This is a genomic window from Bacillus swezeyi, from assembly GCF_001969815.1.
Lineage (GTDB): Bacteria > Bacillota > Bacilli > Bacillales > Bacillaceae > Bacillus > Bacillus swezeyi.
In genome coordinates, this window is record NZ_MRBK01000012.1 from 15,712 (window position 1) to 38,154 (window position 22,443).

At 44.4% G+C, this 22,443-nt stretch carries 27 protein-coding genes and 1 riboswitch; of the genes, 14 read left to right on the forward strand and 13 right to left on the reverse strand.

Annotation, left to right across the window (positions count from 1 at the left end; all coding sequences use genetic code 11):
- Positions 1–6 precede the first annotated feature (6 nt).
- From menB to menC, 3 genes are all read left to right on the forward strand, one after another.
- Positions 7–825 carry a 1,4-dihydroxy-2-naphthoyl-CoA synthase gene (menB, locus tag BTA30_RS11300; RefSeq protein WP_076761338.1) on the forward strand — a complete coding sequence of 273 codons (819 nt, stop codon included), beginning with the start codon at positions 7–9 and terminating at the stop codon, positions 823–825.
- 81 nt (positions 826–906) lie between these two features.
- Positions 907–2,343 (forward strand): o-succinylbenzoate--CoA ligase, encoded by a 1,437-nt coding sequence (locus BTA30_RS11305; RefSeq protein WP_076761339.1) that lies wholly within the window; start codon positions 907–909, stop codon positions 2,341–2,343.
- A 12-nt stretch (positions 2,344–2,355) separates the two neighbouring features.
- On the forward strand, positions 2,356–3,465 hold the full coding sequence (gene menC / locus BTA30_RS11310; protein WP_076761340.1) for an o-succinylbenzoate synthase: 1,110 nt from the start codon (positions 2,356–2,358) through the stop codon (positions 3,463–3,465).
- Positions 3,466–3,635: 170 nt separating this feature from the next.
- Here menC and BTA30_RS11315 read toward each other — a convergent pair whose 3' ends face one another.
- The 4 genes from BTA30_RS11315 to BTA30_RS11330 form a co-directional block, all read right to left on the reverse strand.
- On the reverse strand, positions 3,636–3,827 hold the full coding sequence (locus BTA30_RS11315) for a hypothetical protein (RefSeq protein ID WP_076761341.1): 192 nt from the start codon (positions 3,825–3,827) through the stop codon (positions 3,636–3,638).
- A 26-nt stretch (positions 3,828–3,853) separates the two neighbouring features.
- Positions 3,854–4,015, reverse strand: a complete 162-nt coding sequence (locus tag BTA30_RS11320) for a DUF1540 domain-containing protein (protein WP_076761342.1) — start codon at positions 4,013–4,015, stop codon at positions 3,854–3,856.
- Between the two features lie 64 nt (positions 4,016–4,079).
- A complete protein-coding gene (locus BTA30_RS11325) occupies positions 4,080–5,129 on the reverse strand; it encodes a cytochrome d ubiquinol oxidase subunit II (protein ID WP_076761447.1) in 1,050 nt (349 codons plus the stop codon).
- 31 nt (positions 5,130–5,160) lie between these two features.
- Positions 5,161–6,492, reverse strand: a complete 1,332-nt coding sequence (locus BTA30_RS11330; RefSeq protein WP_076761343.1) for a cytochrome ubiquinol oxidase subunit I — start codon at positions 6,490–6,492, stop codon at positions 5,161–5,163.
- A 192-nt stretch (positions 6,493–6,684) separates the two neighbouring features.
- Here BTA30_RS11330 and BTA30_RS11335 point away from each other — a divergent pair, with 192 nt between their 5' ends.
- Positions 6,685–6,930 carry a type B 50S ribosomal protein L31 gene (locus BTA30_RS11335; RefSeq protein ID WP_076761344.1) on the forward strand — a complete coding sequence of 82 codons (246 nt, stop codon included), beginning with the start codon at positions 6,685–6,687 and terminating at the stop codon, positions 6,928–6,930.
- A gap of 79 nt (positions 6,931–7,009) precedes the next feature.
- Here the strand turns inward: BTA30_RS11335 and BTA30_RS11340 are convergent, their stop codons facing one another.
- Positions 7,010–8,011 carry a metal ABC transporter substrate-binding protein gene (locus tag BTA30_RS11340; protein WP_076761345.1) on the reverse strand — a complete coding sequence of 334 codons (1,002 nt, stop codon included), beginning with the start codon at positions 8,009–8,011 and terminating at the stop codon, positions 7,010–7,012.
- Between the two features lie 100 nt (positions 8,012–8,111).
- Positions 8,112–9,293, reverse strand: a complete 1,182-nt coding sequence (locus tag BTA30_RS11345; RefSeq protein ID WP_076761346.1) for a GTP-binding protein — start codon at positions 9,291–9,293, stop codon at positions 8,112–8,114.
- Between the two features lie 124 nt (positions 9,294–9,417).
- On the opposite strand from BTA30_RS11345, the gene BTA30_RS11350 reads away from it, so the two are divergent.
- The gene (locus BTA30_RS11350) at positions 9,418–9,987 is read left to right on the forward strand and encodes a beta-class carbonic anhydrase (protein WP_076761347.1); all 570 of its coding nucleotides are present in this window, start codon (positions 9,418–9,420) and stop codon (positions 9,985–9,987) included.
- Here BTA30_RS11350 and yidD read toward each other — a convergent pair.
- Positions 9,984–10,211, reverse strand: coding sequence for a membrane protein insertion efficiency factor YidD (gene yidD, locus BTA30_RS11355; protein WP_076761348.1), 228 nt, complete (start codon positions 10,209–10,211; stop codon positions 9,984–9,986). The genes BTA30_RS11350 and yidD overlap by 4 nt on opposite strands.
- Positions 10,212–10,349: 138 nt before the next feature.
- Between yidD and BTA30_RS11360 the strand changes: the two genes are divergently transcribed.
- Together BTA30_RS11360 and BTA30_RS11365 are read left to right on the forward strand one after the other, a co-directional pair.
- Positions 10,350–10,823 (forward strand): S-ribosylhomocysteine lyase, encoded by a 474-nt coding sequence (locus BTA30_RS11360; protein ID WP_076761349.1) that lies wholly within the window; start codon positions 10,350–10,352, stop codon positions 10,821–10,823.
- A gap of 149 nt (positions 10,824–10,972) precedes the next feature.
- The gene (locus BTA30_RS11365; RefSeq protein ID WP_076761350.1) at positions 10,973–11,419 is read left to right on the forward strand and encodes a FixH family protein; all 447 of its coding nucleotides are present in this window, start codon (positions 10,973–10,975) and stop codon (positions 11,417–11,419) included.
- Here the strand turns inward: BTA30_RS11365 and ytzI are convergent.
- Positions 11,413–11,556 (reverse strand): YtzI protein, encoded by a 144-nt coding sequence (ytzI, locus tag BTA30_RS11370; RefSeq protein ID WP_076761351.1) that lies wholly within the window; start codon positions 11,554–11,556, stop codon positions 11,413–11,415. The genes BTA30_RS11365 and ytzI overlap by 7 nt on opposite strands.
- A gap of 132 nt (positions 11,557–11,688) precedes the next feature.
- On the opposite strand from ytzI, the gene BTA30_RS11375 reads away from it, so the two are divergent.
- The 4 genes from BTA30_RS11375 (at position 11,689) to ytkD (ending at position 13,743) form a co-directional block, all read left to right on the forward strand.
- Positions 11,689–12,126 carry a Dps family protein gene (locus BTA30_RS11375; RefSeq protein WP_076761352.1) on the forward strand — a complete coding sequence of 146 codons (438 nt, stop codon included), beginning with the start codon at positions 11,689–11,691 and terminating at the stop codon, positions 12,124–12,126.
- 153 nt (positions 12,127–12,279) lie between these two features.
- On the forward strand, positions 12,280–12,681 hold the full coding sequence (locus tag BTA30_RS11380) for a phage holin family protein (RefSeq protein WP_076761353.1): 402 nt from the start codon (positions 12,280–12,282) through the stop codon (positions 12,679–12,681).
- Between the two features lie 48 nt (positions 12,682–12,729).
- Positions 12,730–13,053 carry a hydrolase gene (locus tag BTA30_RS11385; RefSeq protein WP_076761354.1) on the forward strand — a complete coding sequence of 108 codons (324 nt, stop codon included), beginning with the start codon at positions 12,730–12,732 and terminating at the stop codon, positions 13,051–13,053.
- A 216-nt stretch (positions 13,054–13,269) separates the two neighbouring features.
- Entirely contained in the window at positions 13,270–13,743 is a 474-nt protein-coding gene (gene ytkD, locus BTA30_RS11390) for an RNA deprotection pyrophosphohydrolase (RefSeq protein WP_076761355.1), read from the forward strand.
- Positions 13,744–13,781: 38 nt separating this feature from the next.
- On the opposite strand, the gene BTA30_RS11395 is transcribed toward ytkD, so the two are convergent.
- The 3 genes from BTA30_RS11395 to BTA30_RS11405 are packed head-to-tail and all read right to left on the reverse strand — an operon-like array spanning position 13,782 to position 16,356.
- Complete coding sequence (locus BTA30_RS11395; protein ID WP_076761356.1) at positions 13,782–14,594, reverse strand: ABC transporter permease; 813 nt, start codon at positions 14,592–14,594, stop codon at positions 13,782–13,784.
- Positions 14,581–15,351 (reverse strand): ABC transporter ATP-binding protein, encoded by a 771-nt coding sequence (locus BTA30_RS11400; protein WP_076761357.1) that lies wholly within the window; start codon positions 15,349–15,351, stop codon positions 14,581–14,583. Before BTA30_RS11400 ends, BTA30_RS11395 begins: the two co-directional genes overlap by 14 nt.
- 12 nt (positions 15,352–15,363) lie before the next feature.
- Positions 15,364–16,356 (reverse strand): ABC transporter substrate-binding protein, encoded by a 993-nt coding sequence (locus tag BTA30_RS11405; protein ID WP_083696962.1) that lies wholly within the window; start codon positions 16,354–16,356, stop codon positions 15,364–15,366.
- Between the two features lie 107 nt (positions 16,357–16,463).
- Here BTA30_RS11405 and BTA30_RS11410 point away from each other — a divergent pair, with 107 nt between their 5' ends.
- The gene (locus tag BTA30_RS11410) at positions 16,464–17,264 is read left to right on the forward strand and encodes an alpha/beta hydrolase family protein (RefSeq protein WP_076761358.1); all 801 of its coding nucleotides are present in this window, start codon (positions 16,464–16,466) and stop codon (positions 17,262–17,264) included.
- A gap of 26 nt (positions 17,265–17,290) precedes the next feature.
- Positions 17,291–17,533: a DUF2584 domain-containing protein gene (locus BTA30_RS11415; RefSeq protein ID WP_076761359.1), complete on the forward strand. Its 243-nt coding sequence runs from the start codon at positions 17,291–17,293 to the stop codon at positions 17,531–17,533.
- Positions 17,534–17,578: 45 nt separating this feature from the next.
- On the opposite strand, the gene BTA30_RS11420 is transcribed toward BTA30_RS11415, so the two are convergent.
- Positions 17,579–18,763, reverse strand: coding sequence for a dicarboxylate/amino acid:cation symporter (locus BTA30_RS11420; protein ID WP_076761360.1), 1,185 nt, complete (start codon positions 18,761–18,763; stop codon positions 17,579–17,581).
- Between the two features lie 131 nt (positions 18,764–18,894).
- Positions 18,895–20,478: a phosphoenolpyruvate carboxykinase (ATP) gene (gene pckA / locus BTA30_RS11425; RefSeq protein ID WP_076761361.1), complete on the reverse strand. Its 1,584-nt coding sequence runs from the start codon at positions 20,476–20,478 to the stop codon at positions 18,895–18,897.
- A 194-nt stretch (positions 20,479–20,672) separates the two neighbouring features.
- Positions 20,673–20,812: riboswitch (SAM riboswitch) on the forward strand.
- Between the two features lie 352 nt (positions 20,813–21,164).
- Between pckA and metK the strand changes: the two genes are divergently transcribed.
- Entirely contained in the window at positions 21,165–22,367 is a 1,203-nt protein-coding gene (gene metK, locus BTA30_RS11430; protein WP_076761362.1) for a methionine adenosyltransferase, read from the forward strand.
- Positions 22,368–22,443 lie beyond the last annotated feature (76 nt).

A 22,443-nucleotide genomic window follows, 5' to 3' on the forward strand; every position in this document is an offset into this window, starting at 1 on the left:
CATTTCATGACTGTAGAATGGAAAAGCGAACGTCAATACGAAGATGTTTTATATGAAACATACAACGGCATAGCGAAAATCACGATTAATCGGCCTGATGTACATAACGCGTTTCGTCCGAAAACCGTATCAGAGCTAATCGATGCTTTTGCTTATGCAAGGGATGATGCAAATGTTGGCGTCATAGTTCTTGCCGGGGCGGGAGATAAAGCGTTCTGTTCAGGCGGAGACCAAAAGGTCAGAGGCCATGGAGGATATGTGGGAGAAGACGAAATCCCTCGTTTGAACGTACTTGACTTGCAGCGTCTCATTCGTGTGATACCGAAGCCTGTCGTTGCAATGGTGTCTGGCTATGCGATCGGCGGCGGCCATGTGCTGCATATCGTATGCGACTTGACGATTGCCGCTGACAACGCGATTTTCGGACAAACCGGCCCGAAAGTGGGAAGCTTTGATGCTGGATACGGTTCAGGCTATCTAGCGCGGATCGTCGGCCATAAAAAAGCCCGTGAAATCTGGTATCTGTGCCGTCAATATAATGCACAGGAAGCTAAGGAAATGGGCCTTGTCAACACGGTTGTTCCACTTGAAAAGCTTGAGGAAGAAACGATTCAATGGTGTGAAGAAATGCTTGAGAAAAGTCCGACAGCGCTTAGATTCCTCAAAGCAGCCTTTAACGCCGATACAGACGGACTTGCAGGCATCCAGCAATTTGCCGGGGATGCAACGCTCCTTTACTACACAACAGATGAAGCAAAAGAAGGCCGCGATGCGTTTAAAGAAAAACGCCGTCCTGACTTTGGACAGTTCCCGCGTTTTCCTTAAACATGATAAAAGAAACAGCTTGGTGCGACTGAGCTGTTTTCTTTTATCATTCAAGAAATTTTGTTCTTTGGAGATGATGACATGCTAATGGACCAGCCAAATTGGCTTCAACAGCGTGCAGTGCTGACACCAGACAGGGTGGCTGTGATTCAGGGCAATCAGCAGCTTACCTTCCTGCAATTACATAAAGAAACAAAAAAAATGGCCGCACAGCTGAAAAGCTGTTCTATCAGAAAAGGAGATACAGCCGCCATCCTTCTGACAAACCGGATCGAAATGGTCATCGCCGTGCATGCCTGCTTCTTTCTTGGCGTACGTATCGTTTTGCTGAATACAAAGCTGTCAAAAGCGGAAAGAACATATCAACTTGAACATTCAGAAGCGCAGCTGCTTATGACGGAACAGCCCTTCGCACAAGAGCATAAAAAAGATCATTTTGTCCGCACTTTTGCAATAGAAGACATCCAACAGATTCCGGCTGAACCGCTTTCAGATGCTGCCGGTATCCATTTAGACGATACGGCCACCATCATGTACACTTCAGGTACGACCGGACGTCCGAAGGGGGTTATGCAGACATTTGCCAACCATTATTTCAGCGCAGTTTCCTCTGCCTTGAATCTTGGTCTCGCAGAAAATGACCGCTGGCTGATCGCCCTTCCGCTTTTTCATATCAGCGGATTATCAGCCCTCTTCAAATCCGTGATTTACGGAATGACAGTTGTGCTGCATCAAAAATTTGATGTGGAAGATGTTCTTCATTCGATCAAAGACAATCAAGTGACCATCATTTCGGTCGTTCAGACGACGCTTTCCCGGCTGGCTGCAAGTGTGGACAACTGTCCGGAACCGCTGAGATGCCTCTTGCTGGGAGGAGGGCCTGCACCGTATGCATTGCTTGAAGAATGCAAAAAGAAACGGATGCCTGTCGTTCAATCATACGGAATGACGGAAACGTGTTCACAGATTGCGACACTCGCTCCCGAATACAGCATCACAAAGCTTGGATCAGCCGGCAAACCGCTGTTTGCTTCAAGCATCAGAATCGAACAAAACGGGGCGGTCTGCAAAAGCGGGGAACACGGTGAAATTACTGTAAAAGGGCCTGCGGTAATGAAGGGCTATTTGAAAAATGAGGCGGCAAACCAAGAGTCATTCGAGGAAGGCTGGTTTAAAACCGGAGATATCGGGTATTTTGACGATGACGGATTTTTATATGTTTTGGACAGACGTTCAGACTTAATAATTTCAGGCGGGGAAAATATTTATCCCGCAGAAATTGAAGCGGTTCTCCTTGCACACCCTGCAGTAGCTGAAGCGGGAGTGAAAGGGGCCGATGACGAGACATGGGGAAAAGTACCTCACGCCTATCTTGTTGTCAATGAGCCTGTCGATGAACAAGAACTATTCCGATTTTGCCGAGAACGGCTTGCTTCATATAAGGTGCCGAAAGCTTTTCATGTTGTCGGCCAATTACCGCGCAATGCTTCAAATAAATTGATGAGACACAAATTGTAGAAGGAGATCGCCATGATTCAAATCAGACAGCTGACATTGTATCACCTCAGCATGCGGTTGAAAAAGCCTTTTAAATCAAGCTTGGAAACCTTTCAAGAACGTAAATTTATCATTATCGAGGCGGAAGACCAAAGCGGTGTGACTGGCTGGGGAGAAGTCTCCGCTTTTGCATCGCCGTGGTACACGGAAGAAACAACGGAGACATGCTACCACATGCTGAAAGATTTTTTTATTCCGGCTGTGCTCCGAGAATCATTCACACATCCTTCAGAAATTCCCGACAGCCTTCGCGGATTTAAAGGCAACCGAATGGCGAAGGCAGGACTTGAGGCCGTCTTTTGGGACATTTATGCCCAAAGAAAAGGCATCTCTTTAAGAGAGGCGCTTGGCGGAGTGAAAACAGAGGTGCCTGCCGGCGTTGTCGTCGGACTTGCACCGCTTGAGGATATGCTTCAGGAAATTGCCCAATATGTAAAAGAAGGATATCAAAGAATAAAACTCAAAATTCAGCCTGGACAGGATATAGAGCTGTTAAAAGAAATCCGTAAACATTTTCCGAGGGTTCCCCTGATGGCGGATGCGAACTCTTCTTATAACCTGAAAGATATCAGCCGGATAAAAGAGCTGGACGAATTCAAGCTGATGATGATCGAACAGCCGTTGGCAGATGATGATATCGTAGACCATCGTCATCTGCAAAAGCATATAAAAACATCGATTTGCCTTGACGAAAGCATACGTTCTGCCGAAGATGCGAGAAAGGCAATCGAACTTGGAAGCTGCAAAATCATTAATATCAAGCCTTCGCGGGTCGGGGGACTGACGGAAGCGCTGAAGATTCACGATCTTTGCAAAGAGCATAACATGCCGGTCTGGTGCGGCGGCATGTTTGAAACAGGCATTTCCAGAGCGCATAACATCGCACTCAGCTCTCTTCCGCAATTTTTAATACCAGGTGATATTTCCTCATCTTCACGGTATTGGGAAGAGGACATAGTAAAACCGGAAATTCAGATTGACAATGGATTTATAAAGGTTCCGGACCGTCCCGGAATGGGATTTCGAGTGGACGCAAATATTTTGAGAAAAAATTCGTCTAAAATGGATGTATTTAAGCAGTAAAAATCGCCTTTAGTCTGCAAATATCCGCATTTTCAAGATTTGTTTAGCTGTTAGCTTTCTTGTATATTGAATATGTACATTATTCCCTTCTCGTTTGGGCCGGCTTCATCATGGAGCCGGTTTTTTTATCTCCTGAATAAAGAAAGAGCTGTCCTGATGACAGCTCTTTCTTATTCCCCCAACAGCAGGTCTTCATGCTCGGTCTGTCCGATCAGCCGATCTGCCTGTTCAGGCAAACCGTCAAGACAGCCGTATTCATAATCCCATAAGTTCATGAAGGAGCGGGCAGCCTTTTGGAAAGAGGTTTCATCGGCTCCCTGAACTTCTTGATAAAAAGCCTTTAGCAGCAACTCTTTATTCATGATTGTTCCTCCTTCATCACTCTGGTTTAATGGTGTTCAGGTTTAAATGTTTTACAATCTGTTTCTTCGCTTGATGAAGCTTTCTCGCCTTCTGCATGGCTGACGACATAGATGGCGTCTGCTGTACATTTGTTTCCTTTATCCCAGTATGTGCAGTTGTTGACTTCACACAGTATTTTTTGGTCCATCTGGTTTGGCCCCCTTAAAAATAGTGTACGTTTTTTAGCTTAACCGAATACGCCGGGTTCATACTTATTCAGGCTGCTTAATATACCGCTTGTCTTTCATGAATAATTTCCAGAAGTAATAGAAGCCGGGAAACAAAATAATAAAACCGATGATGTATGAGATGAACAGCGCTCTGAACGTTTCCGGAGCGGTGAAGCCGGATTGAATCGTGACATCAGGGTAGATCATATATGGGAGATGGGCTCTTCCGTAGACGTAGCTGGCAGTAAAATACTGGAGTGTAATGGCAATAACGGCGAGACGCGGCTTTCCCAGACGATCTTTATTGTCAGTATTCGGCAAAAACAGAGCGACAAATGCGATAAGAAACAGCAGAAAAGACAGAATCAGCCATGGAAGACCGTTCATCATTTTCATGTATAGCCAGTTTGCTTCAGTTCTCATTGTCATCATAATGCTGAAAGACAAAAGCAGAGCGAGCGGTCCGGTAATCAGAGCGTTGCGGCGATAAACTTGATATGCGTCTCTTTCATCGGCTACATTTGAAAAATCAGCAAGCAATAATGAAGACAAAAACAGGGTGCTGAAAATGGCAAATCCCATAAATGAATAAGCATGCGGGCTTAAAAATAAATTGGTGAAATCCAATTGATGGCTGCCGTTTTGCCGATATACAACATTTCCGTGAGTGACGGGCAGCACAAGGATTAAAACAGCGGGAATGATAAAACCGCTGATGCCTGAAACATAAGTCAACGCTCTTTCATACCCTTTCGCGGCGTGGGAAAATACCAAAAAGCCGCTTCGAATGGCGAGCAGTAATAAAATAATGCTGCCGGGAATCAAAAGCACCGTTCCCAACACAAAAGTCCCCCCGGGAAAAAAGCTGAAGAGGGCAACGACAATTCCGACGATAAAGACATTTGTGACTTCCCATGTCGGAGAGAGATAGCGGTTTGCGATGTTTGTCGCTTTTAACTGTTTTTTATTCATATAAATCATCGACCAAAAGCCGGCTCCAAAATCCATGGACGCCATGACGGCGTAGATGAATATGAATCCCCAGACGATCGAAATAGCCAGCAGGGCATCTGTTGTTCCATCCAATTGCATCATATGACTCCCTTCTGTTGTCCCGTGATTTTTATGCTTCAGAGGTTTTAAGGTCTTCTTCGACAGGATGGCGTTTAAAATAATATTGCAAAACGAACACCACCGCTGCTCCTAAAATGACATAGACAATAAAGAACAAAAGAAATAATATGCCGATTGAACCCGATGTCGTGACCACTTCAGACGTTTTCTGCATGTGATAGATCACCCAAGGCTGTCTTCCGGTACATGCAAAGACCCAGCCGAATTCAATCGCAAGCAGGCTGAGCGGTCCTGCCGTCGTAAAAAAAATCAGCATCCAGCGCGGAAAATGGTCTCTTTTTAAAACCCTTCTCCATATTAAGCCGGCTGCGGCATAAACGATCAAGAGGCTGCCGATTAATACCATCCCGTTAAACAGCGTATGGATGAACAGAGGCGGCCACTCATCCCTCGGAAATTCATTCAAACCTTTAACGACGGTATCAAACCGATTACCTGCCAAAAAGCTCAGAGCCCACGGAATTTCAATCGCCCACTTAATCGATTGTGTGGCTTCATCAGGTATACCGCCGATTGCCAGGGGCGCATGGGACTGGGTTTCAAATAACCCTTCCGCACCGGCCAGCTTTTCAGGCTGATAACGGTGAAGATATTGTGCGGATTCATGCCCGCTTATTGCAGTGATCAGAGAAAACACGCCTCCGACGAGCAGTCCGAGCAGAAGCGCTTTTCTATGCAGGGTATACACTTTTTCGTTCCCGCGATTGCGGAGCATTTTGTATGCCGCGATTGTCGCAATGATAAAAGCGCCTGTCATAAAAGCAGAAACAACGACATGGCCGGCCGTCACTGCAAAGCTTTTATTAAAAAAGGCTGTCCATGGCTGAACGTCTGTGATTTCACCGCCCACAATCTTAAAGCCTTCAGGCGTTCCCTGGAAAGCGTGAACGTTCGTAATTAAGATGGCTGAAGCGGCCGCCCCGATGACGATAAAGATAACGGCTATGATTCTCATGAGAGGTGTCAAGCGGTCTGCCGCATATACATAAATGGACATGAACAAAGCCTCGATAAAAAATGCGTAAATTTCGATTTGAAAAGGCAGTGACATCACTTTTCCGATCACTTCCATGAATCCAGGCCAAAGAAGCGCCAGCTGTGTTCCTGCAATGGTTCCGGTCGGGATCGCAACTCCCAGCAAAACGGCTTGCGCCTTTGTCCATCTTTTAGCCATAATGCCGTAATGGGGATCTTTTGTTTTTTGATAAATCAGCTCAGCCAAAAGGATCATCAAAGGAATTCCGACGCCCAAAGATGCGAAGATAATATGGAATCCCATCGTTGTTCCGAAAAGGCTTCTTGCAAAAATTAAATCATTCATCCGGAAAGCCACCTTTCATGCACACCATTTTGCTTTTATTGTTTACCTCCTTTTTTAGATTATTCTTCCTCTTGAATATCAAAATTGTAAAATGCTTAAAATATGTAAAAAGGCAGCGTTGCTTTTTGACATGGAGAAATGGAAGGTTTATAATAAAACGTAATTGTTACGTTTTAAAGGAGGAATGGATCAATGAAACCCAATATTCATCCTAAAACCCATAAAGTGATCTTTCAGGATGTAAACAGCGGATACCGTTTTTTGAGCAGTTCAACAAAAACGTCTTCTGAAACGGCAGAGTGGGAAGACGGCAAAACGTATCCGGTGATTAAAGTTGAAGTGAGTTCTGACACCCATCCGTTTTACACAGGCAGACAAAAATTCAATGAAAAAGGCGGAAGGGTTGAGCAGTTTAAGAAAAGATTCAACATGGACTAAAAGGCCGGGGCATCCGGTCTTTTTTTCTGCAATACAATTAAAAAAACGCGCATGCAGGCATGCGCGCCAGAGGTTATAGCTATTGATTTGATAAAGCTTTTTTCAATACAGCTAGGTTTTCTTTCATGATGCTGACATAGTCTTCACCATTTTCGATGTCCTCTTTAGAAACGGATTCAAGGTTTTTCATCGTCAAGCTTTCAGCACCGATCTCTTTTTTAATGATCTCTGAGATTTTGCTGCTTACATTGCTTTCAAAGATCACATATTTAATATTGTGTTCTTTTGCGGTTTTAACGATATTTTCAAGCTCTTTTTGGGAAGGCTCCTCTGTCGGTGAAAGGCCAAGCACGCTCATTTGTTCAATTCCATAGCGCTTTTCCCAGTAGCCATATGCGGCATGAGAGACGAGGATTTCTTTTTTGTCGGCCTTGTCGACTGTTTGTTTAAAGTCCTGATGAAGCTGATCCAAATCTTTTTTTAGAGATTCATAGTTTTTTGTAAAGGTTTGTTCATGATCCGGGTCTAATTGAACGAGCTCATTTTTAATATTTTCCGCTAGTTGTTCAGCAAGAACTGGGTCAAGCCAGATGTGCGGGTCTTTATCTCCGTGGTCATGATCGTGTTCTTCAGATTCGGCATGCTCATGATCGTGATCATGATCCTCGTCATGTCCGTCTTCTTCATGTGCATGCTCTTCTTCGTGGGAGAGGAGATCAATGCCTTCTCCCGCTTTGAGGATTTTAACGTTGCTGCCTTTTAATGTATTGACGGCTTTCTCTGCGAAGCCTTCAACACCAACGCCGGAATAAATAAAGGCGTCTGAGTCCGAAATCTCCGCCATTGTTTTTGAGCTTGGCTCATAAGTATGTGCCTCAACGTTAGGAGGGTAGACGCTTTTGACGTTCACATATTCCCCGCCGATTTTTTCTGTGAAATCTTCAAGCGGATAAATGGTTGTATAAATGTCCAATTTTTCTTTATCTTCTTTTTGATCGCCGGAAGCTCCATTGCTTGAGCAGCCTGCGGTTAATCCGGCAGCAAGAATGAATGCAGATGCTAATCCGAATGCTTTTTTCATCGTATTTCTCCTCTCAATATAAAAACTGAAATCGTTCCGATTTAATGAATCCTGTATCATTGTATCGTAATAATTACGATTTGAAAAGAGGAAATCATAGTTAAATAAATTCTGGAAGCGGGTCGTCCATGACCGACCAGTCTGAAACCATTTCTTCCTCGCTCAATAAACACTCATCAAGGGAGCGGATCAAATCCGCCCGGTTCATTTGAATGCCGATAAACACAATGTCTGTTTTACGGTCACCGTGCGTTTCATGCCATTCCTGTTTCAGTTCGGGATCTTCTTCAAGTGCAAGCTGCTGTTCTTCTTGAGAACACGCTGCAATCCAATGACCGGCGCTTTGGATCATCAGGGAGGAACCCGCCTGAGAAAGAAGGCCGGCTGTTTCATTTCTGCTGGCGAGCCAGAAAAATCCTTTTGCCCTGATGATTTCAGCGGGCCAGCTTTCCAGCCAGCTCATCAGCCTTTCAGGGTGAAACGGCCGCCTTTTTTGATAGACGAATGAAGAGATTCCGAATTCTTCTGTTTCAGGTGTGTGTTCTTCATTCAGCTCTTTGATCCATCCGGCGGATTGGCTTGCTTTTTCAAAATCGAATTTTTTTGTGTTGATGATGTTGTGCAGCGGTACTTTTCCAAATGCGGCAGGGATCATTTCACAGCCGGGATTTAATTTTTTTAAGGACCAGAAAAGCTTTTCCTGCTCTTTTTCGCTCAGCAAATCGGTTTTATTTAAAATGATCACATCGGCAAATTCAATTTGTTCAATTAATAGATCGGCCACTTCCCGGCTGTCGGTTTTATCGGCGGCCTGTTTTCTTTCCAACAGGCTTTCACCAGAAGCAAAATCCTCGAAAAAACGGCTGCCGTCGACAACCGTTACCATCGTATCAAGCCGACAGCATTCGGTTAAATCAATGTCAAGTTCCTCGTCTTTGTATGTGAACGTCTGGGCGACGGGAATCGGTTCGCTGATCCCGGAAGACTCGATAAGGATGTAGTCGATGCCGCCGCTTTCAGCAAGCTTTTTGACTTCCAGCAGCAAATCATCTCTGAGCGTGCAGCAAATACAGCCATTTTGCATTTCGACGAGCCTTTCCTCAGTCCTGATGACATCCTCTCTTTTAATAAGAGACCCGTCAATATTAATTTCGCTCATGTCGTTTACAATCACGGCAATGTTTAATCCATGGGATTCATGCAAGACGTGCTGAAGAAGCGTCGTTTTTCCGGATCCGAGATAACCGCTTAAAACAGTGACCGGAATGAATTGAGAAGCCATTTTTATCCCCTTCCTTAAAACGAAATAATTACGATTTGTACATTAGAATATTACGTGATAGATGAAAAAAAGACAAGACATATGTTATATTTACATAAAAAAGCATTTAGAAAGGAATCGAGTCATGAAACTTTTGGACAATATTCTAGAATATAACCAGCAGTTTGTTGAACGCCAGGACTATAAGAAATATGAAACAAGCAAATTCCCCGACAAAAAAGTGGTCATCCTTTCCTGTATGGATACAAGGCTTGTCGAACTTCTTCCGCACGCCATGAATATGCGGAACGGGGATGTGAAAATCGTCAAGAGCGCAGGCGCCCTCGTGGCCCATCCTTTTGGAAGCATCATGAGAAGCATTCTTGTCGCCGTCTATGAGCTGAATGCAGATGAGGTATGTGTGATCGGTCATCATGATTGCGGAATGAGTAAGCTGAAAAGTGATAGCTTTTTGGAAAAAGCGGTTCATCGCGGCATTCCAAAAGAACGGATTGAAACGCTTGAGTATTCCGGTGTTGATTTTGAGCAGTGGCTGAAAAGCTTTGATTCTGTAGAGGACAGCGTCAGAGACAGTGTAAATGTCATTCGAAACCATCCGCTTACACCGGAAGACGTGCCTGTTCACGGACTTGTCATCAATCCGGAAACAGGAAAGCTTGATCTTGTTGTCAACGGTTATCAGGAAGGTCATTAATCTTTCTGCTTTTTTTCAGGCACGGGATCAACACCGCCGGGATGAAACGGGTGGCACTTCAGAATCCGCTTGATGGTCAGCCATCCTCCTTTGAACGCCCCATGCTTTTCGATTGCTTCAAGTCCGTAATTGGAGCATGTCGGATAAAAACGGCATGAGGGCGGCAGGATTGGAGATATCCATTTTTGATATATGCGGATGACCAGCATGAATAGAGTTTTCATAGGTTTCAGCACCTTTTTTGTTTTTCTTTATTATAATATAAGCAGAAAACGCACAAAAAGGAAAAGCATTCACCTGAAAACTTACCGGTAAAGTATGATATAATACAAAAAAGACCGAATAGAGGGGAGAGATGAACCATGCCTTCAGTTGAAAGTTTTGAACTTGATCATAATGCAGTAAAAGCGCCTTATGTCAGACATTGCGGTGTGCATAAAGTCGGAACGGACGGCGTTGTCAATAAGTTCGATATCCGTTTTTGCCAGCCGAATCAACAGGCAATGAAACCTGATACGATTCATACACTTGAGCATTTGCTTGCGTTTACGATCCGCACTTATGCGGAAAAATATGACCATTTTGACATTATTGACATTTCACCGATGGGATGCCAGACAGGCTATTACCTTGTTGTAAGCGGAGAGCCGAAAGCGGAAGAAATTGTCGATTTGCTTGAGGACACGTTTAAGGAAGCCGTTGAAGTGACGGACATTCCGGCGGCAAATGAAAAACAGTGCGGCCAGGCGAAGCTTCATGACCTTGAAGGTGCAAAACGCTTGATGCGCTTTTGGCTTTCGCAAAATAAAGAAGATTTATTAAAAGTATTTGGATAAAGCCAAAAACAGCCGGCGCCAATTTTCTTCATTTGAAGAGAAATGGCGCCGGCTTTTCATTTTTTGTTCACAAAGAAAATAATGCCATTAATACCTGAACTTTGCTACACTTGATATGTAGTACATAACATGACAAAAAGGGTGATAGGATGCGTTGGGGAAAATGGTTGATTATCGTGTTTTTAGCGATTGGCCTGTCTGCCTGCGGACAAACTGAAAAGCCGGCGGCATCAGATGAAGAGCCTAAAGTGCTGACAGCCAAGCTTTCGGCGCCTGAACAAATCGCTAAAGATGAAAAGGCTGTCATAAAAGCGTCTGTGCTTTACGGGGACGAGCCGGTGACAGATGCAGATGAGGTGGAGTTTGAATACTGGAAGGCGGGGAGCAAAGAAGAGAGCCAGCTTCAAAAAGCGAAACATGACGGAAAAGGAGTCTACAGCATGGAGAAATCTTTTTCTGAAGACGCGGATTATAAAATTCAAGTCCATGTCACGGCAAAGAAGCAGCATACGATGCCGGTAACCGACATTAAAGTCGGATCGGGAGACCATGAGAAGCAGGCGGAAGATGAAAAAGAAGAAGCCCATCATCACTGATGCGGCTGTTCTTCTTCCTTTGACGGCGGAGGATCGACCTTGTGCTTGTAGTCATATGCTTTTGCTGTCGTGACTAGTGACACCGCCAGAATGGCGCCTGTAATTAAAATGCCTACAACAATCCAAAACAGGATCATACTTTACCTCCGAATGCTTTTACCAATAGTTTACCATATGGGAGAAACAAAATCAGGATCAAGAGTAAAAGAAATGTTTCCTGCACAAGCTAAACGGGTAAAACAAAAGTAAACCAAAGGAGGACGATCATCATGTCGGAAAAATTGAAAACAACGGTTAACAAACAAGTTGCAAATTGGACCGTTCTGTATGTGAAGTTACATAATTATCATTGGTATGTGAAAGGCAAAGATTTCTTTACTTTGCATGAAAAATTTGAGGAGCTGTATACAGAAGCCGCAGTCTATATAGACGATTTGGCTGAGCGCCTGCTGGCTATGCAAGGCTCGCCGGTGGGAACGATGAAGGAATGCCTCGAGCTGTCTTCGATTAAAGAAGCGGACGGCAGCGAGTCTTCGGAGCAGATGGTGCAAAATATTTACGATGACTTTTCAACGGTGGCCGAGGAGCTGAAAAGCGGGATCGAGCTTGCCGAGGAAGTAAATGATGAAACGACGGGAGACATGTTTCTCTCGATCCATCAATCGATCGAAAAACACAACTGGATGCTGAAAGCATATTTGGGATAATCAAAAAGTCCGGGCGAAGGCCCGGCTTTTTTGTGTTATTCGTTCTTTTTAAAGCCTCTTTTGAGAATTGTCAAACAATTCATCCAAGCCTTTCAAAGCTCTTTTTCATAGGATAAGCTATGAAAAGTCTTTTTTGAAAGGATGTTGAAGCGCATGATTAGGGACTTAGGCATCTTTTCGCTAGCGGCCGGTTTATCGGCCATTGGGTTTTTATTCGGTACGATCGAGTATTTATTTATGATTTTAATTACGTTAATGGGAATTGAATTTGTAAGCAAAAGCTTGAATGAATGTGTGAATGATCAATTTGCGATCAACAGACTGTTTACAAGGCTGGCGAAAAAATTAGTCACGCTTTCTCTCATATCTGTCGCTCACTTTTTTGATCAGCTGCTCCAAACCGATAATTCGATCCGCGATTTTGCCATCATGTTTTATATTTTATATGAGGCGTTTCAAATTGTGAGCACGGCCCATTCGTTAGGAATACCCGTTCCGCAGGTGTTTTTGGATATTCTTGAAATCATTAAGGAAAAACTGCGGGGAAGGCCGTAACATTTTAGAACAACTGGCAATACTAACACAAAAAAAGGATGATTGGCTTTGAAAAAGAGGACATACTATGTTTCAGTTCAAGATGGAATGATTTCGCAAAGCGGGGACGCTTCCCCTTGGGAGTTTGAAATTACGGCAAGCGATGAAGATGTCATCATTTTAAGAGAGTATTTTGATCAAATGCATTCTGAGGATTGGAGCAATTTTTTCCGGGCGCATGTGCCTGCTGTAGAGTACCATTATGACAGCTCCAATGACAAAATGGATGAGCTGCGGAAGGACATTTATTCAATGCTTTATCGTCTGGGCAATGAGGAAACAAAATCATTCATCAGTGAGCACGGCCTTGCTGAAATGAATTCGGTTGATTAAAAGGAACTCAGGCATTTTAAAAAGCGTGAAAAGGACGATACCGCCCGGGTTTGTCCGCCCTTGTATCCTCCTCATATGTATTGGGCAGAGCGAAAGGTGCACACGTTTTTAGCAAAAAAGATTTTCATGCTGGGAACTGGATAAAATCACAACCGAACGAACCAATATATGATATGATGAGTGGAAGAAGCAAGGAAACGGATTTGAGGGATTATGATGTACGAATTTAAAGATTATTACCGTAATACGGTTCAGCTTTCTTTTGAAAAACATCCTTTTTCACAGAAACCAAAGCATGTATGGGTGATCTGCCGCTATCAAAATCAATGGCTTTTAACAAATCATCAGGACAGAGGCTACGAATTTCCCGGCGGCAAAGTCGAGCCTAGGGAAAACGCCGAGGAAGCGGCTTTGCGGGAAGTGAAGGAAGAAACAGGTGCGGCGGTAAGGAAGCTGACATATCTCGGACAATATAAAGTTCTTGGCAGGGAAAAAGTGATTGTAAAGAACATATATTTTGCTGAAATCGATAAAATTGAAAAACAGGACACGTACTATGAAACGAAAGGTCCGGTTTTGTTGAAGGACCTTCCGGAAGATATCGCCAAGAACAGAAAGTATAGTTTCATTATGAAAGATTCCGTCCTGACAATCAGTCTTGACAAGCTGAAAAAGGAAGGGATGGTCTAAAGAAAAGGCCCCGCGCAAGCAGGGGCTTTTTTGAATGATTACGTTCTTCCTTTCATCCATTTTCTTTCTAAAAGCTCGACGCCCTGATACATGATTGTTGCAAATACGGCGATGATCAAAAGGCTCAGCATGACAAGGGAGAAATTAAAAACTTGAAATCCGTAAATAATCATATAGCCGAGTCCTTGGCCAGATACTAAAAATTCCCCTACGATGACACCGACCCAGCTCAGCCCGACGTTTACTTTTAATGTGGAAATAATCGTCGGAATGGAGGCGGGCAGAATCACTTCCTTAAAAATCTCGCTTTTTTTAGCGCCGAATGTTTTCATGACCTTTAAATAGTTTTCATCAATCTCCTGAAATGAAGTATAGACGACAATAGTCGTAATAATGACGCTGATGATGGCGCCCATCGCAATGATGCTCGTGAGGCTGGGGCCAATGGCAACGATAAGAATGGGGCCAAGCGCAACTTTAGGCATTGCATTTAAGACGACAAGATATGGGTCCAATATGTTGGAGAGCCTTGGAAACCACCATAATAGAGCCGCCAGGAAAGTTCCGAGCAAGGTACCGGCAAGAAAGCCGAGAATGGTTTCAAACACAGTGACACCGATATGTCCAGGCAATGAACCATCACCCATTTTCTCCAGGAAAAGCGCCCAGACGGCTGAAGGGGAGCTGAAGATGAGCGGATCGATCCATGCCATGCGGCTGGCCGTTTCCCATAGTGAGAAAAAAATGATAAAAATCGCGGTTTGATAAAAGCGAACCCGTCTTTTTTCGGTTTGCTGCTTTTTTAAAAACGCCTGATGAAGGAAGTCAACTTTCTGTCTAGTGTTGTTCAAGGTGATTGAGCTCCTTCCATATGTTCTGAAAAAGGGACTGAAACTCCGGCTCCTGCCTTGCTTCAAACGGTGTCAGCATCTTTAAAGATTCAGGAACTGCAAAAGTTTTATGAATGGTGCCGGGCTGTTTTGAAAAAAGCAGAATCCGGTCGCTCATGGCTATGGCCTCTCCGATATCGTGGGTGACGAGAACGGCTGTTTTTTGATAGGAATTCAACGTGTTGAAAACCAAGTCTTCAAGGTTTAGTTTTGTCTGATAGTCAAGGGCTGAAAAAGGTTCATCAAGCAGGAGGATATCCGGATCGACGGCAAGTGTCCGGGCGAGTGCCGCTCTTTGTCTCATACCGCCTGAGAGCTCCTTCGGATATTTGTTTTCAACTTGATAAAGTCCGAGCTTTTCCAATAGATGGAGCGCAGCCCGCTTTGTTTCTGCATTGAGTTTTTTCGAAATATGCAAGCCGATTAAGATGTTTTCCTCAATTGTTTTCCAGGGAAATAAATAATCCTGCTGAAGCATGTAACCGATTTGCCGGTCTCTTTCATCGGGTTTCTGCCCTTCGATCAAAACACGTCCTTCAGTTGGAGACACGATGCCGGCAATGATTGAAAGCAACGTCGTTTTGCCGCATCCGCTTGGGCCGAGAAAAGAAACAAATTGTCCCTTTTCGACTTCAATACTGACATTTTCAAGTGCGGTTGTTTTTTCTTGCAGGGAAAAGTAAGTATGTGTGACATCCTGAACTTGTAAAAAAGACAATGCGGCCACCTCCTAGTGATTTTTTGTGACCTTTTCGGCGATCTTTGTATTGACCAGCTCTTGATGAGATGTTTGTTTCGGCAGCTCGCCGGCTTCATCCATAATGGCTTGCAGCTGATTCCATTCTTCTTCATCCAAAACAGGATTCAGCGCAAAAGATTGCTGCTGTTTATACCGCTCAATTGAGGATTCGATAATTGAAAGCTCTGTATCTTTAAAGTAATCTTGAATGCTCGCGGCGGCTTCTTTTGAGGAATGAGACTCAACCCAGTTTTGAGCTTTATAGATCGCGCGGGTGAATTTTTCAGTTGTTTCCGCGTTTTTCTTTAAGTAGCTTTCTTTTGCCATAAATGTCGTATAGGGAATCCGGCCTGATTCTTTGCCGAAGGAGGCGACAATGCGGCCGATGCCTTCTTTTTCAAAAATGGAGGCCTGAGGTTCGAAAAGCTGAACGTAATCGCCCGTTCCGGAAGCGAAGCTGTTCGGGATATTGGCAAAATCAATCGTTTGGATCAGGTTGACATCTTTTTTAGGGTCAATGCCTTTCTGTTTTAAGACAAATTCTCCCGCCATCTGCGGCATTCCGCCTTTACGCTGGCCGAGGAAGGTTTTATTTTTCAGCTGATCCCAGCTGAATTCATCTGTTTTGTCGCGGGAGACAAGAAACGTTCCGTCCGTCTGGGTAAGCTGAGCAAAATTAATGACGGGGTCGCTTGCACCTTGCGCATTCACATAGATTGATGTTTCTGATCCGATAAGCGCGATATCGACGCCGTTGGATAACAGGGCAGTCATCGTTTTATCTCCGCCCCAAGTCGTTTTCAGATCGACCTCGATGCCTTCTTCTTTAAAAAAACCTTCTGATAAGGCGATATATAAAGGTGTATAGAAAACAGAACGGGTCACTTCCGCCAGCCGGACTTTTTCGGTTTTCTGTCCGCCGCAGGAAGCGAGGATAAACAGCATCAGGGTGAAGGATAATATGGTAAAAAAGAAACGCTTCAAACCGATTTCCCTCCTTTGATTTCGGTTGTTTTCGGCATAAAATAGTTTATGTTAAATGCAAAACAGGTGTGAGGGACAGCTGCGGATTAAAAGAGGTGACATGATTAATGTGGATAGAAAAAAGAAGATTCCCATCACCGAATAAACAAGTGCGACTGTTTTCCGTCACATATTTTTCGCAAGGACTCAAGGTCAAGGGTTTATTGGCGGAACCGGCCGCTTCCGGGCATTATGACGGGTTTTTGTATTTGCGCGGCGGCATTAAAAATGTCGGTATGGTCAGACCAGGACGGATCGTGCAGTTTGCATCACAAGGCTTTGTCGTTCTTGCCCCATATTACAGGGGCAATCAAGGCGGTGAGGGAGATGAGGATTTTGCCGGAGACGACCGTGAAGATGCCTTTGCCGCTTTCCGTCTGCTTCAAAAGCATGAACTTGTGAAAGATGAACGGGTTCACATATTTGGATTTTCCCGCGGCGGGATCATGGGCATTTTAACGGCTATAGAAATGAAATCAGCTGCTGCTTCATTTGTTTCATGGGGAGGTGTGAGCGATATGGTCATGACCTATCGCGAGCGCAAGGATTTGCGGCGGATGATGAAGCGGGTCATCGGCGGCACACCTGAAAAAGCGCCGTCTGCATACGCTTGGCGGACCCCGTTTGACAAGCTGGACAGCATTGAAGCCCCGGTGCTATTGATTCATGGAGTGAATGATCAAAATGTTTCGATCGAACATGCCCGCCGTCTTGAACACGAGCTGATCCAAAGAAGCAAATCAGTTGAAACTTGGTACTACAATCCATTTACCCATTACTTTCCTCCGAGAGAAAACAGGCGGATTGTGAGAGAGCTCGCGCAATGGATGAAGAGCAGATCATGGACAAGGTATGATAAACTGAAGTGAACAGAGAAAAAGGAGGGGGATTTAGAGTGGGAATGCCAGTTGAATTCAATACGATGATCGTGACAAAAGGAAAAGAAACACGGGTTGAGGAAAATTTATTTACGCTTGAAAAAGAAGGCTATCGCGTTTACCCTCTTCATGTACCGATAGAAGTCAGAAAGACAAAGCGCGGCGATATAACCGGAACTGCCCATGCGGAGCGTCTAGAATGGTCGGACGGGCGCACTCATTTGACATACAGACTCGTTTCCTTAAATTCGACGAATTAAAAAAAAGCCAAGGCGCGTATATGACGTCCTTGGCTTTTTTGTATATTATGCAGGCGCATCCTCTTCATTTCCAAGCCCTTTTTTGGAAGTCAGCTTGTGAATGAGCATCGTGAGAGCGCCGTCTCCCGTAACATTCGTAGCAGTGCCCAAGCTGTCCTGTGCAAGATAAAGGGCGATCATTAAGGAAACGCTTGTTTCATTAAAACCGAGCATGGACTGCAAAAGTCCGGCCGCAGCCATGACGGCTCCCCCTGGTGCGCCGGGAGCCGCAACCATTGTAATACCGAGCATTAAAATGAACGGCATCATCATTGAAAAAGTCGGTGTCTGACCGTTTAGGATCATGACGCCCATTGCGCAGCTTGTCAAAGTGATCGTACTCCCTGATAAATGAATATTGGCCAATAGCGGGACCGCAAAGTCAGCGACTTTTTGGCTGGCTCCTGTTTTCCTCACTTGTCTGAGCGTCACCGGAATTGTTGCAGCTGATGACTGTGTGCCAAGCGCTGTAAAATAAGCCGGCGCCACAATTTTTAAAAGTGCGAGCGGATTTCTGCCATCGGCAAGACCCGCAGCCGTGTATTGAAGCAGGAGAATGACGAAGTGCAGCACAATAATCATAATAAATACTTTTGCAAATACGGATAAGATGGTCTGTACCTGGCCCCCGTACGTCATATTTGTGAAAATACCGAAAATATGAACGGGCAATAAAGGAATAATGATATATGAGATCAGCTTTTCAACGATCGTTTGAAATTCATCAAACGCATTTTTTAATGTTTTGCCAGGCAGGTAGGCAATACCGATACCCATGATAAAAGCGAAAATCAGCGCGCTCATGACGCTCATAAAAGGCGTCATTTCAATAGTGAAAAATCCGCTTTGCAGGACTTCTTCCGGATTTTTAAACTCTTGAAGCTGATGTCCGGAAATAATGGCAGGGAGCAGATTTGATCCGACCAGATATGCCAAAAGACCTGCAATAATGGTTGAGCTATAGGCGATGCCGGCGGTAATGCCAAGGATTTTTCCCGCACCGCGGCCGATTTGTCCAATGCCCGGAATAATAAAAGCGATAATAATAAAAGGAATGACAAATTTAATAAAGCTTCCAAAAATATCATTGAACGTGGCGGCGGTTTTGACAAACCAAAGCGGTGCAAAGCTTCCAACGATAACACCAAGAACAATTGCCGTAATAATCCTCGGCAGTAATCCAAATTTCATAGATGTGTCCTCCTGAAATATACAAATGTTTTTAATATATTATCATATGAAAGCTTTCTTTTGTTAAAAATTAAAAAAGTCTGTATTTTCAAATAACAGCAGCGCATGATCACGCTGCTGCTGAAATTGCTTTAAACAAGAGGGCCCCCGGCTTTTTCAATGTCATCAGTATTGGAAAATTTTTTGAAATTCTTTTTGAATTCATTTGCCAAAAGGATTGCTTTTTCCTCATAGGCTCTTTCATCTGCCCATGTTTTTGCCGGTTCAAGCACCTGGTCAGGGACTCCTGGAACGTGTGCTGGTGTATGAAGTCCGAAAATCCGGTCTGTCCTCATCTCAGTATGATCCAGCTCTCCTTCTATTGCGGCCTGCACCATCGCTCTTGTATGAGCCAGGCTCATTCTTTCACCGATACCGTAGCCTCCGCCGGTCCAGCCTGTATTGACAAGGAATACGCTGACACCGTGTTCGTCAATTTTTCTACCGAGCATTTCCGCATATACATGGGCCGGAAGCGGAAGGAAAGGGGAGCCAAAGCAGGTTGAAAATGTCGCTTCAGGGGAGGTGATGCCGCGTTCTGTTCCGGCAAGCTTGCTCGTATATCCGCTTAGGAAATGATACATGGCCTGTTCTTTCGTCAGCTTGCTGATCGGAGGAAGCACGCCGAATGCATCTGCCGTTAGAAATACAATGGTCTGCGGATGCGCGGCAATGCTCGGTTTGACAATGTTGTCGATCGCATCTATCGGATAAGCGGCTCTTGTATTTTCCGTATAAAATGTGTCAGAGTAGTCCGGCTCTCCAGTCTCATCGTCAACGACGACATTTTCCAGAACAGAACCGAAGCGGATCGCTTTATAAATCTGCGGTTCTTTTTCTTCGCTTAAATGAATGCATTTTGCATAGCAGCCGCCTTCAATATTAAACACTCCTGTACTTGACCAGCCATGTTCATCATCACCGATCAGCCTCCGTTTCGGATCTGCCGAAAGCGTCGTTTTGCCTGTGCCTGACAAGCCGAAGAAGAGAGCGGTGCCGCCTTCTTCGCCAATGTTCGCCGAACAGTGCATCGGTAAAATGTTTTGTTCTGGAAGGAGGAAGTTCATAATGGAAAAAATCGATTTTTTCATTTCCCCGGCATATTCAGTGCCTCCGATTAAGATGGTCCTTTTTTCAAACGATACGATGATAAATGTTTCAGACCTTGTGCCATCAATCAGCGGATCGGCTTTGAAATTCGGTGCGGAAAGAATTGTAAAAGGTTTTTGACTCTCATTTTTTTCCTGGCCTTCTGGTCTGATGAACAGCTGTCTCGCGAACAGGTTATGCCAGGCGAACTCATTGACAACGGTGATCGGAAGCCGGTATTTTTCATCCGCGCCCGCAAAACCTTCAAATACATACAGTTCATCGCGTTCCTTTAAATAGCTGACCACTTTTGTGTAAAGCCGTTCAAAAGCGGCTTCTGGAATCGGCTGGTTTACAGCGCCCCAGTCGATTTTCACTTTTGTGCTTTCTTCTTCCACGATGAATTTATCTTTTGGTGAACGGCCGGTATATGTACCGGTCGTCGCCCGTACGGCTCCTGAAGAGGTCAATACTCCCTCTTTGCGGTCAAGGATTTTTTCAACCAAGTGTGGAACGGATAAATTTAATTGAACGTTTTTGCCCGTTAATAACGCTTGTAAGTCAGTCGTTAAATCTACAGAGTTCATAAAAAACCTTCCTTTGCGAATTTTTTAATGTGTATAACATTAATGTAGAAATAGTATAACACATTTATTCTTATAGTCTATACTGTTTCTTCAAATTTCGTTCGGGTTTTTTCTTTAAAGAGATGACGCAAATTTTATCGGCCGATATTGACATGGCAAGCCATTTTAAGATAAGATATTTCATTGAGCGGATACTCTTATCCCGAGCTGGCGGAGGGACAGGCCCTATGAAGCCCAGCAACCGGTTTCTCTCTATATAAAGGATGTAAACAGCTTTTGAGATAACTACGGTGCTAACCTGATGCAAGGTGTTGAATACCTTGAGCGATAAGAGTGAAAGGCACGCAATACAAGACCCTTTCCTCAGTGAATAGGAAAAGGTTTTTTTATTGCATAAATCCATATACAAAAACTGCCGAAAAAAAAATCATGCCTTCAGGATGAAGGTACTGGGCGTTTTTCACAGGACGTGAAAAGCTGCAGCCGGACAACCGTGCAGGAGAAGACTTGAGCTGCATCTGCAGAAGGGGAATACCGGCGCAGAATCTCGTTAAGAATAGAGAATATGGAAATTCTTTCAAAATGAGAGGGTATGAAGCCCAAGTACATCATGGGAACATAAGAGGGATGAGTTCCGTATCATATTTAAGGTCACGGCTGATCTTCATATACAGGAGGAAAATAAAATGAGCAAAAATCGTCGGTTATTTACTTCAGAGTCAGTTACGGAGGGACATCCGGACAAAATTTGTGATCAGATTTCGGATAGTATATTAGACGAAATTTTAAAGAAAGATCCGAATGCCCGCGTTGCATGCGAAACATCTGTGACGACCGGATTGGTGCTGGTAAGCGGTGAAATTACGACGTCAACATACGTGGATATTCCGAAAACAGTCCGCGAAACGATTAAAGAAATAGGATACACACGCGCAAAGTACGGCTTTGATGCTGAAACATGCGCGGTATTAACGTCTATAGATGAGCAGTCTCCTGATATTGCGATGGGAGTGGATCAAGCGCTTGAAGCTCGTGAAGGAGAGATGAGCGACGCTGAAATTGAAGCGATCGGAGCTGGGGACCAAGGTTTGATGTTTGGGTATGCCTGCAATGAGACAAAGGAACTGATGCCTCTGCCGATTTCTCTTGCTCATAAATTGTCCCGCCGTTTAACAGAAGTTCGGAAAGAGGAGATCCTTCCATATTTGCGTCCGGACGGCAAAACACAAGTGACCGTTGAATATGATGAGAATAATAAACCGATTCGCATTGATACAATCGTTATTTCAACACAGCATCATCCGGAAATTTCACTTGAGCAGATTCAGCGCAATCTGAAAGAACACGTGATTAACCCGGTTGTTCCAAAAGACTTGATCGATGAAAATACCAAATATTTTATTAATCCGACTGGCCGTTTTGTCATCGGGGGGCCGCAAGGAGATGCCGGTTTGACAGGACGGAAAATCATTGTTGACACATACGGCGGATATGCCCGCCACGGAGGAGGCGCGTTTTCTGGGAAAGACGCGACAAAAGTTGACAGATCTGCAGCTTATGCAGCGAGATATGTAGCGAAAAACATCGTGGCTGCAGGGCTTGCTGATTCATGTGAAGTTCAGCTTGCTTATGCGATCGGCGTCGCTCAGCCTGTGTCCATTTCAATTGATACATTCGGCACAGGAAAAGCGAGCGAAGAGAAATTGATTGAAGTGGTTCGCAAAAACTTTGATTTGAGACCTGCCGGCATCATCAAAATGCTTGATCTGCGCCGTCCGATCTACAAACAAACGGCAGCTTACGGACATTTTGGACGCCTTGATCTTGATCTGCCTTGGGAGCGCACAGATAAAGCAGATCAGCTTCGCAAAGAGGCGCTAGGAGAATAACAACCGCATAGCCGCTTAACTAAGCGGCTTTACTTTATTTTTCGACGGCGGCACGGGCTGCTATTAAAACTTGAAA

What these genes read in the sequence shown, in the direction of transcription:
- menB (WP_076761338.1), top strand. Translation starts at nt 7, where the DNA reads ATGACTGTAGAATGGAAAAGCGAACGTCAATACGAAGATGTTTTATAT.
- BTA30_RS11305 (WP_076761339.1), top strand. Translation starts at nt 907, where the DNA reads ATGCTAATGGACCAGCCAAATTGGCTTCAACAGCGTGCAGTGCTGACA.
- menC (WP_076761340.1), top strand. Translation starts at nt 2,356, where the DNA reads ATGATTCAAATCAGACAGCTGACATTGTATCACCTCAGCATGCGGTTG.
- BTA30_RS11315 (WP_076761341.1), bottom strand. Translation starts at nt 3,827, where the DNA reads ATGAATAAAGAGTTGCTGCTAAAGGCTTTTTATCAAGAAGTTCAGGGA.
- BTA30_RS11320 (WP_076761342.1), bottom strand. Translation starts at nt 4,015, where the DNA reads ATGGACCAAAAAATACTGTGTGAAGTCAACAACTGCACATACTGGGAT.
- BTA30_RS11325 (WP_076761447.1), bottom strand. Translation starts at nt 5,129, where the DNA reads ATGCAATTGGATGGAACAACAGATGCCCTGCTGGCTATTTCGATCGTC.
- BTA30_RS11330 (WP_076761343.1), bottom strand. Translation starts at nt 6,492, where the DNA reads ATGAATGATTTAATTTTTGCAAGAAGCCTTTTCGGAACAACGATGGGA.
- BTA30_RS11335 (WP_076761344.1), top strand. Translation starts at nt 6,685, where the DNA reads ATGAAACCCAATATTCATCCTAAAACCCATAAAGTGATCTTTCAGGAT.
- BTA30_RS11340 (WP_076761345.1), bottom strand. Translation starts at nt 8,011, where the DNA reads ATGAAAAAAGCATTCGGATTAGCATCTGCATTCATTCTTGCTGCCGGA.
- BTA30_RS11345 (WP_076761346.1), bottom strand. Translation starts at nt 9,293, where the DNA reads ATGGCTTCTCAATTCATTCCGGTCACTGTTTTAAGCGGTTATCTCGGA.
- BTA30_RS11350 (WP_076761347.1), top strand. Translation starts at nt 9,418, where the DNA reads ATGAAACTTTTGGACAATATTCTAGAATATAACCAGCAGTTTGTTGAA.
- yidD (WP_076761348.1), bottom strand. Translation starts at nt 10,211, where the DNA reads ATGAAAACTCTATTCATGCTGGTCATCCGCATATATCAAAAATGGATA.
- BTA30_RS11360 (WP_076761349.1), top strand. Translation starts at nt 10,350, where the DNA reads ATGCCTTCAGTTGAAAGTTTTGAACTTGATCATAATGCAGTAAAAGCG.
- BTA30_RS11365 (WP_076761350.1), top strand. Translation starts at nt 10,973, where the DNA reads ATGCGTTGGGGAAAATGGTTGATTATCGTGTTTTTAGCGATTGGCCTG.
- ytzI (WP_076761351.1), bottom strand. Translation starts at nt 11,556, where the DNA reads ATGATCCTGTTTTGGATTGTTGTAGGCATTTTAATTACAGGCGCCATT.
- BTA30_RS11375 (WP_076761352.1), top strand. Translation starts at nt 11,689, where the DNA reads ATGTCGGAAAAATTGAAAACAACGGTTAACAAACAAGTTGCAAATTGG.
- BTA30_RS11380 (WP_076761353.1), top strand. Translation starts at nt 12,280, where the DNA reads ATGATTAGGGACTTAGGCATCTTTTCGCTAGCGGCCGGTTTATCGGCC.
- ytkD (WP_076761355.1), top strand. Translation starts at nt 13,270, where the DNA reads ATGTACGAATTTAAAGATTATTACCGTAATACGGTTCAGCTTTCTTTT.
- BTA30_RS11410 (WP_076761358.1), top strand. Translation starts at nt 16,464, where the DNA reads ATGTGGATAGAAAAAAGAAGATTCCCATCACCGAATAAACAAGTGCGA.
- BTA30_RS11420 (WP_076761360.1), bottom strand. Translation starts at nt 18,763, where the DNA reads ATGAAATTTGGATTACTGCCGAGGATTATTACGGCAATTGTTCTTGGT.
- pckA (WP_076761361.1), bottom strand. Translation starts at nt 20,478, where the DNA reads ATGAACTCTGTAGATTTAACGACTGACTTACAAGCGTTATTAACGGGC.
- metK (WP_076761362.1), top strand. Translation starts at nt 21,165, where the DNA reads ATGAGCAAAAATCGTCGGTTATTTACTTCAGAGTCAGTTACGGAGGGA.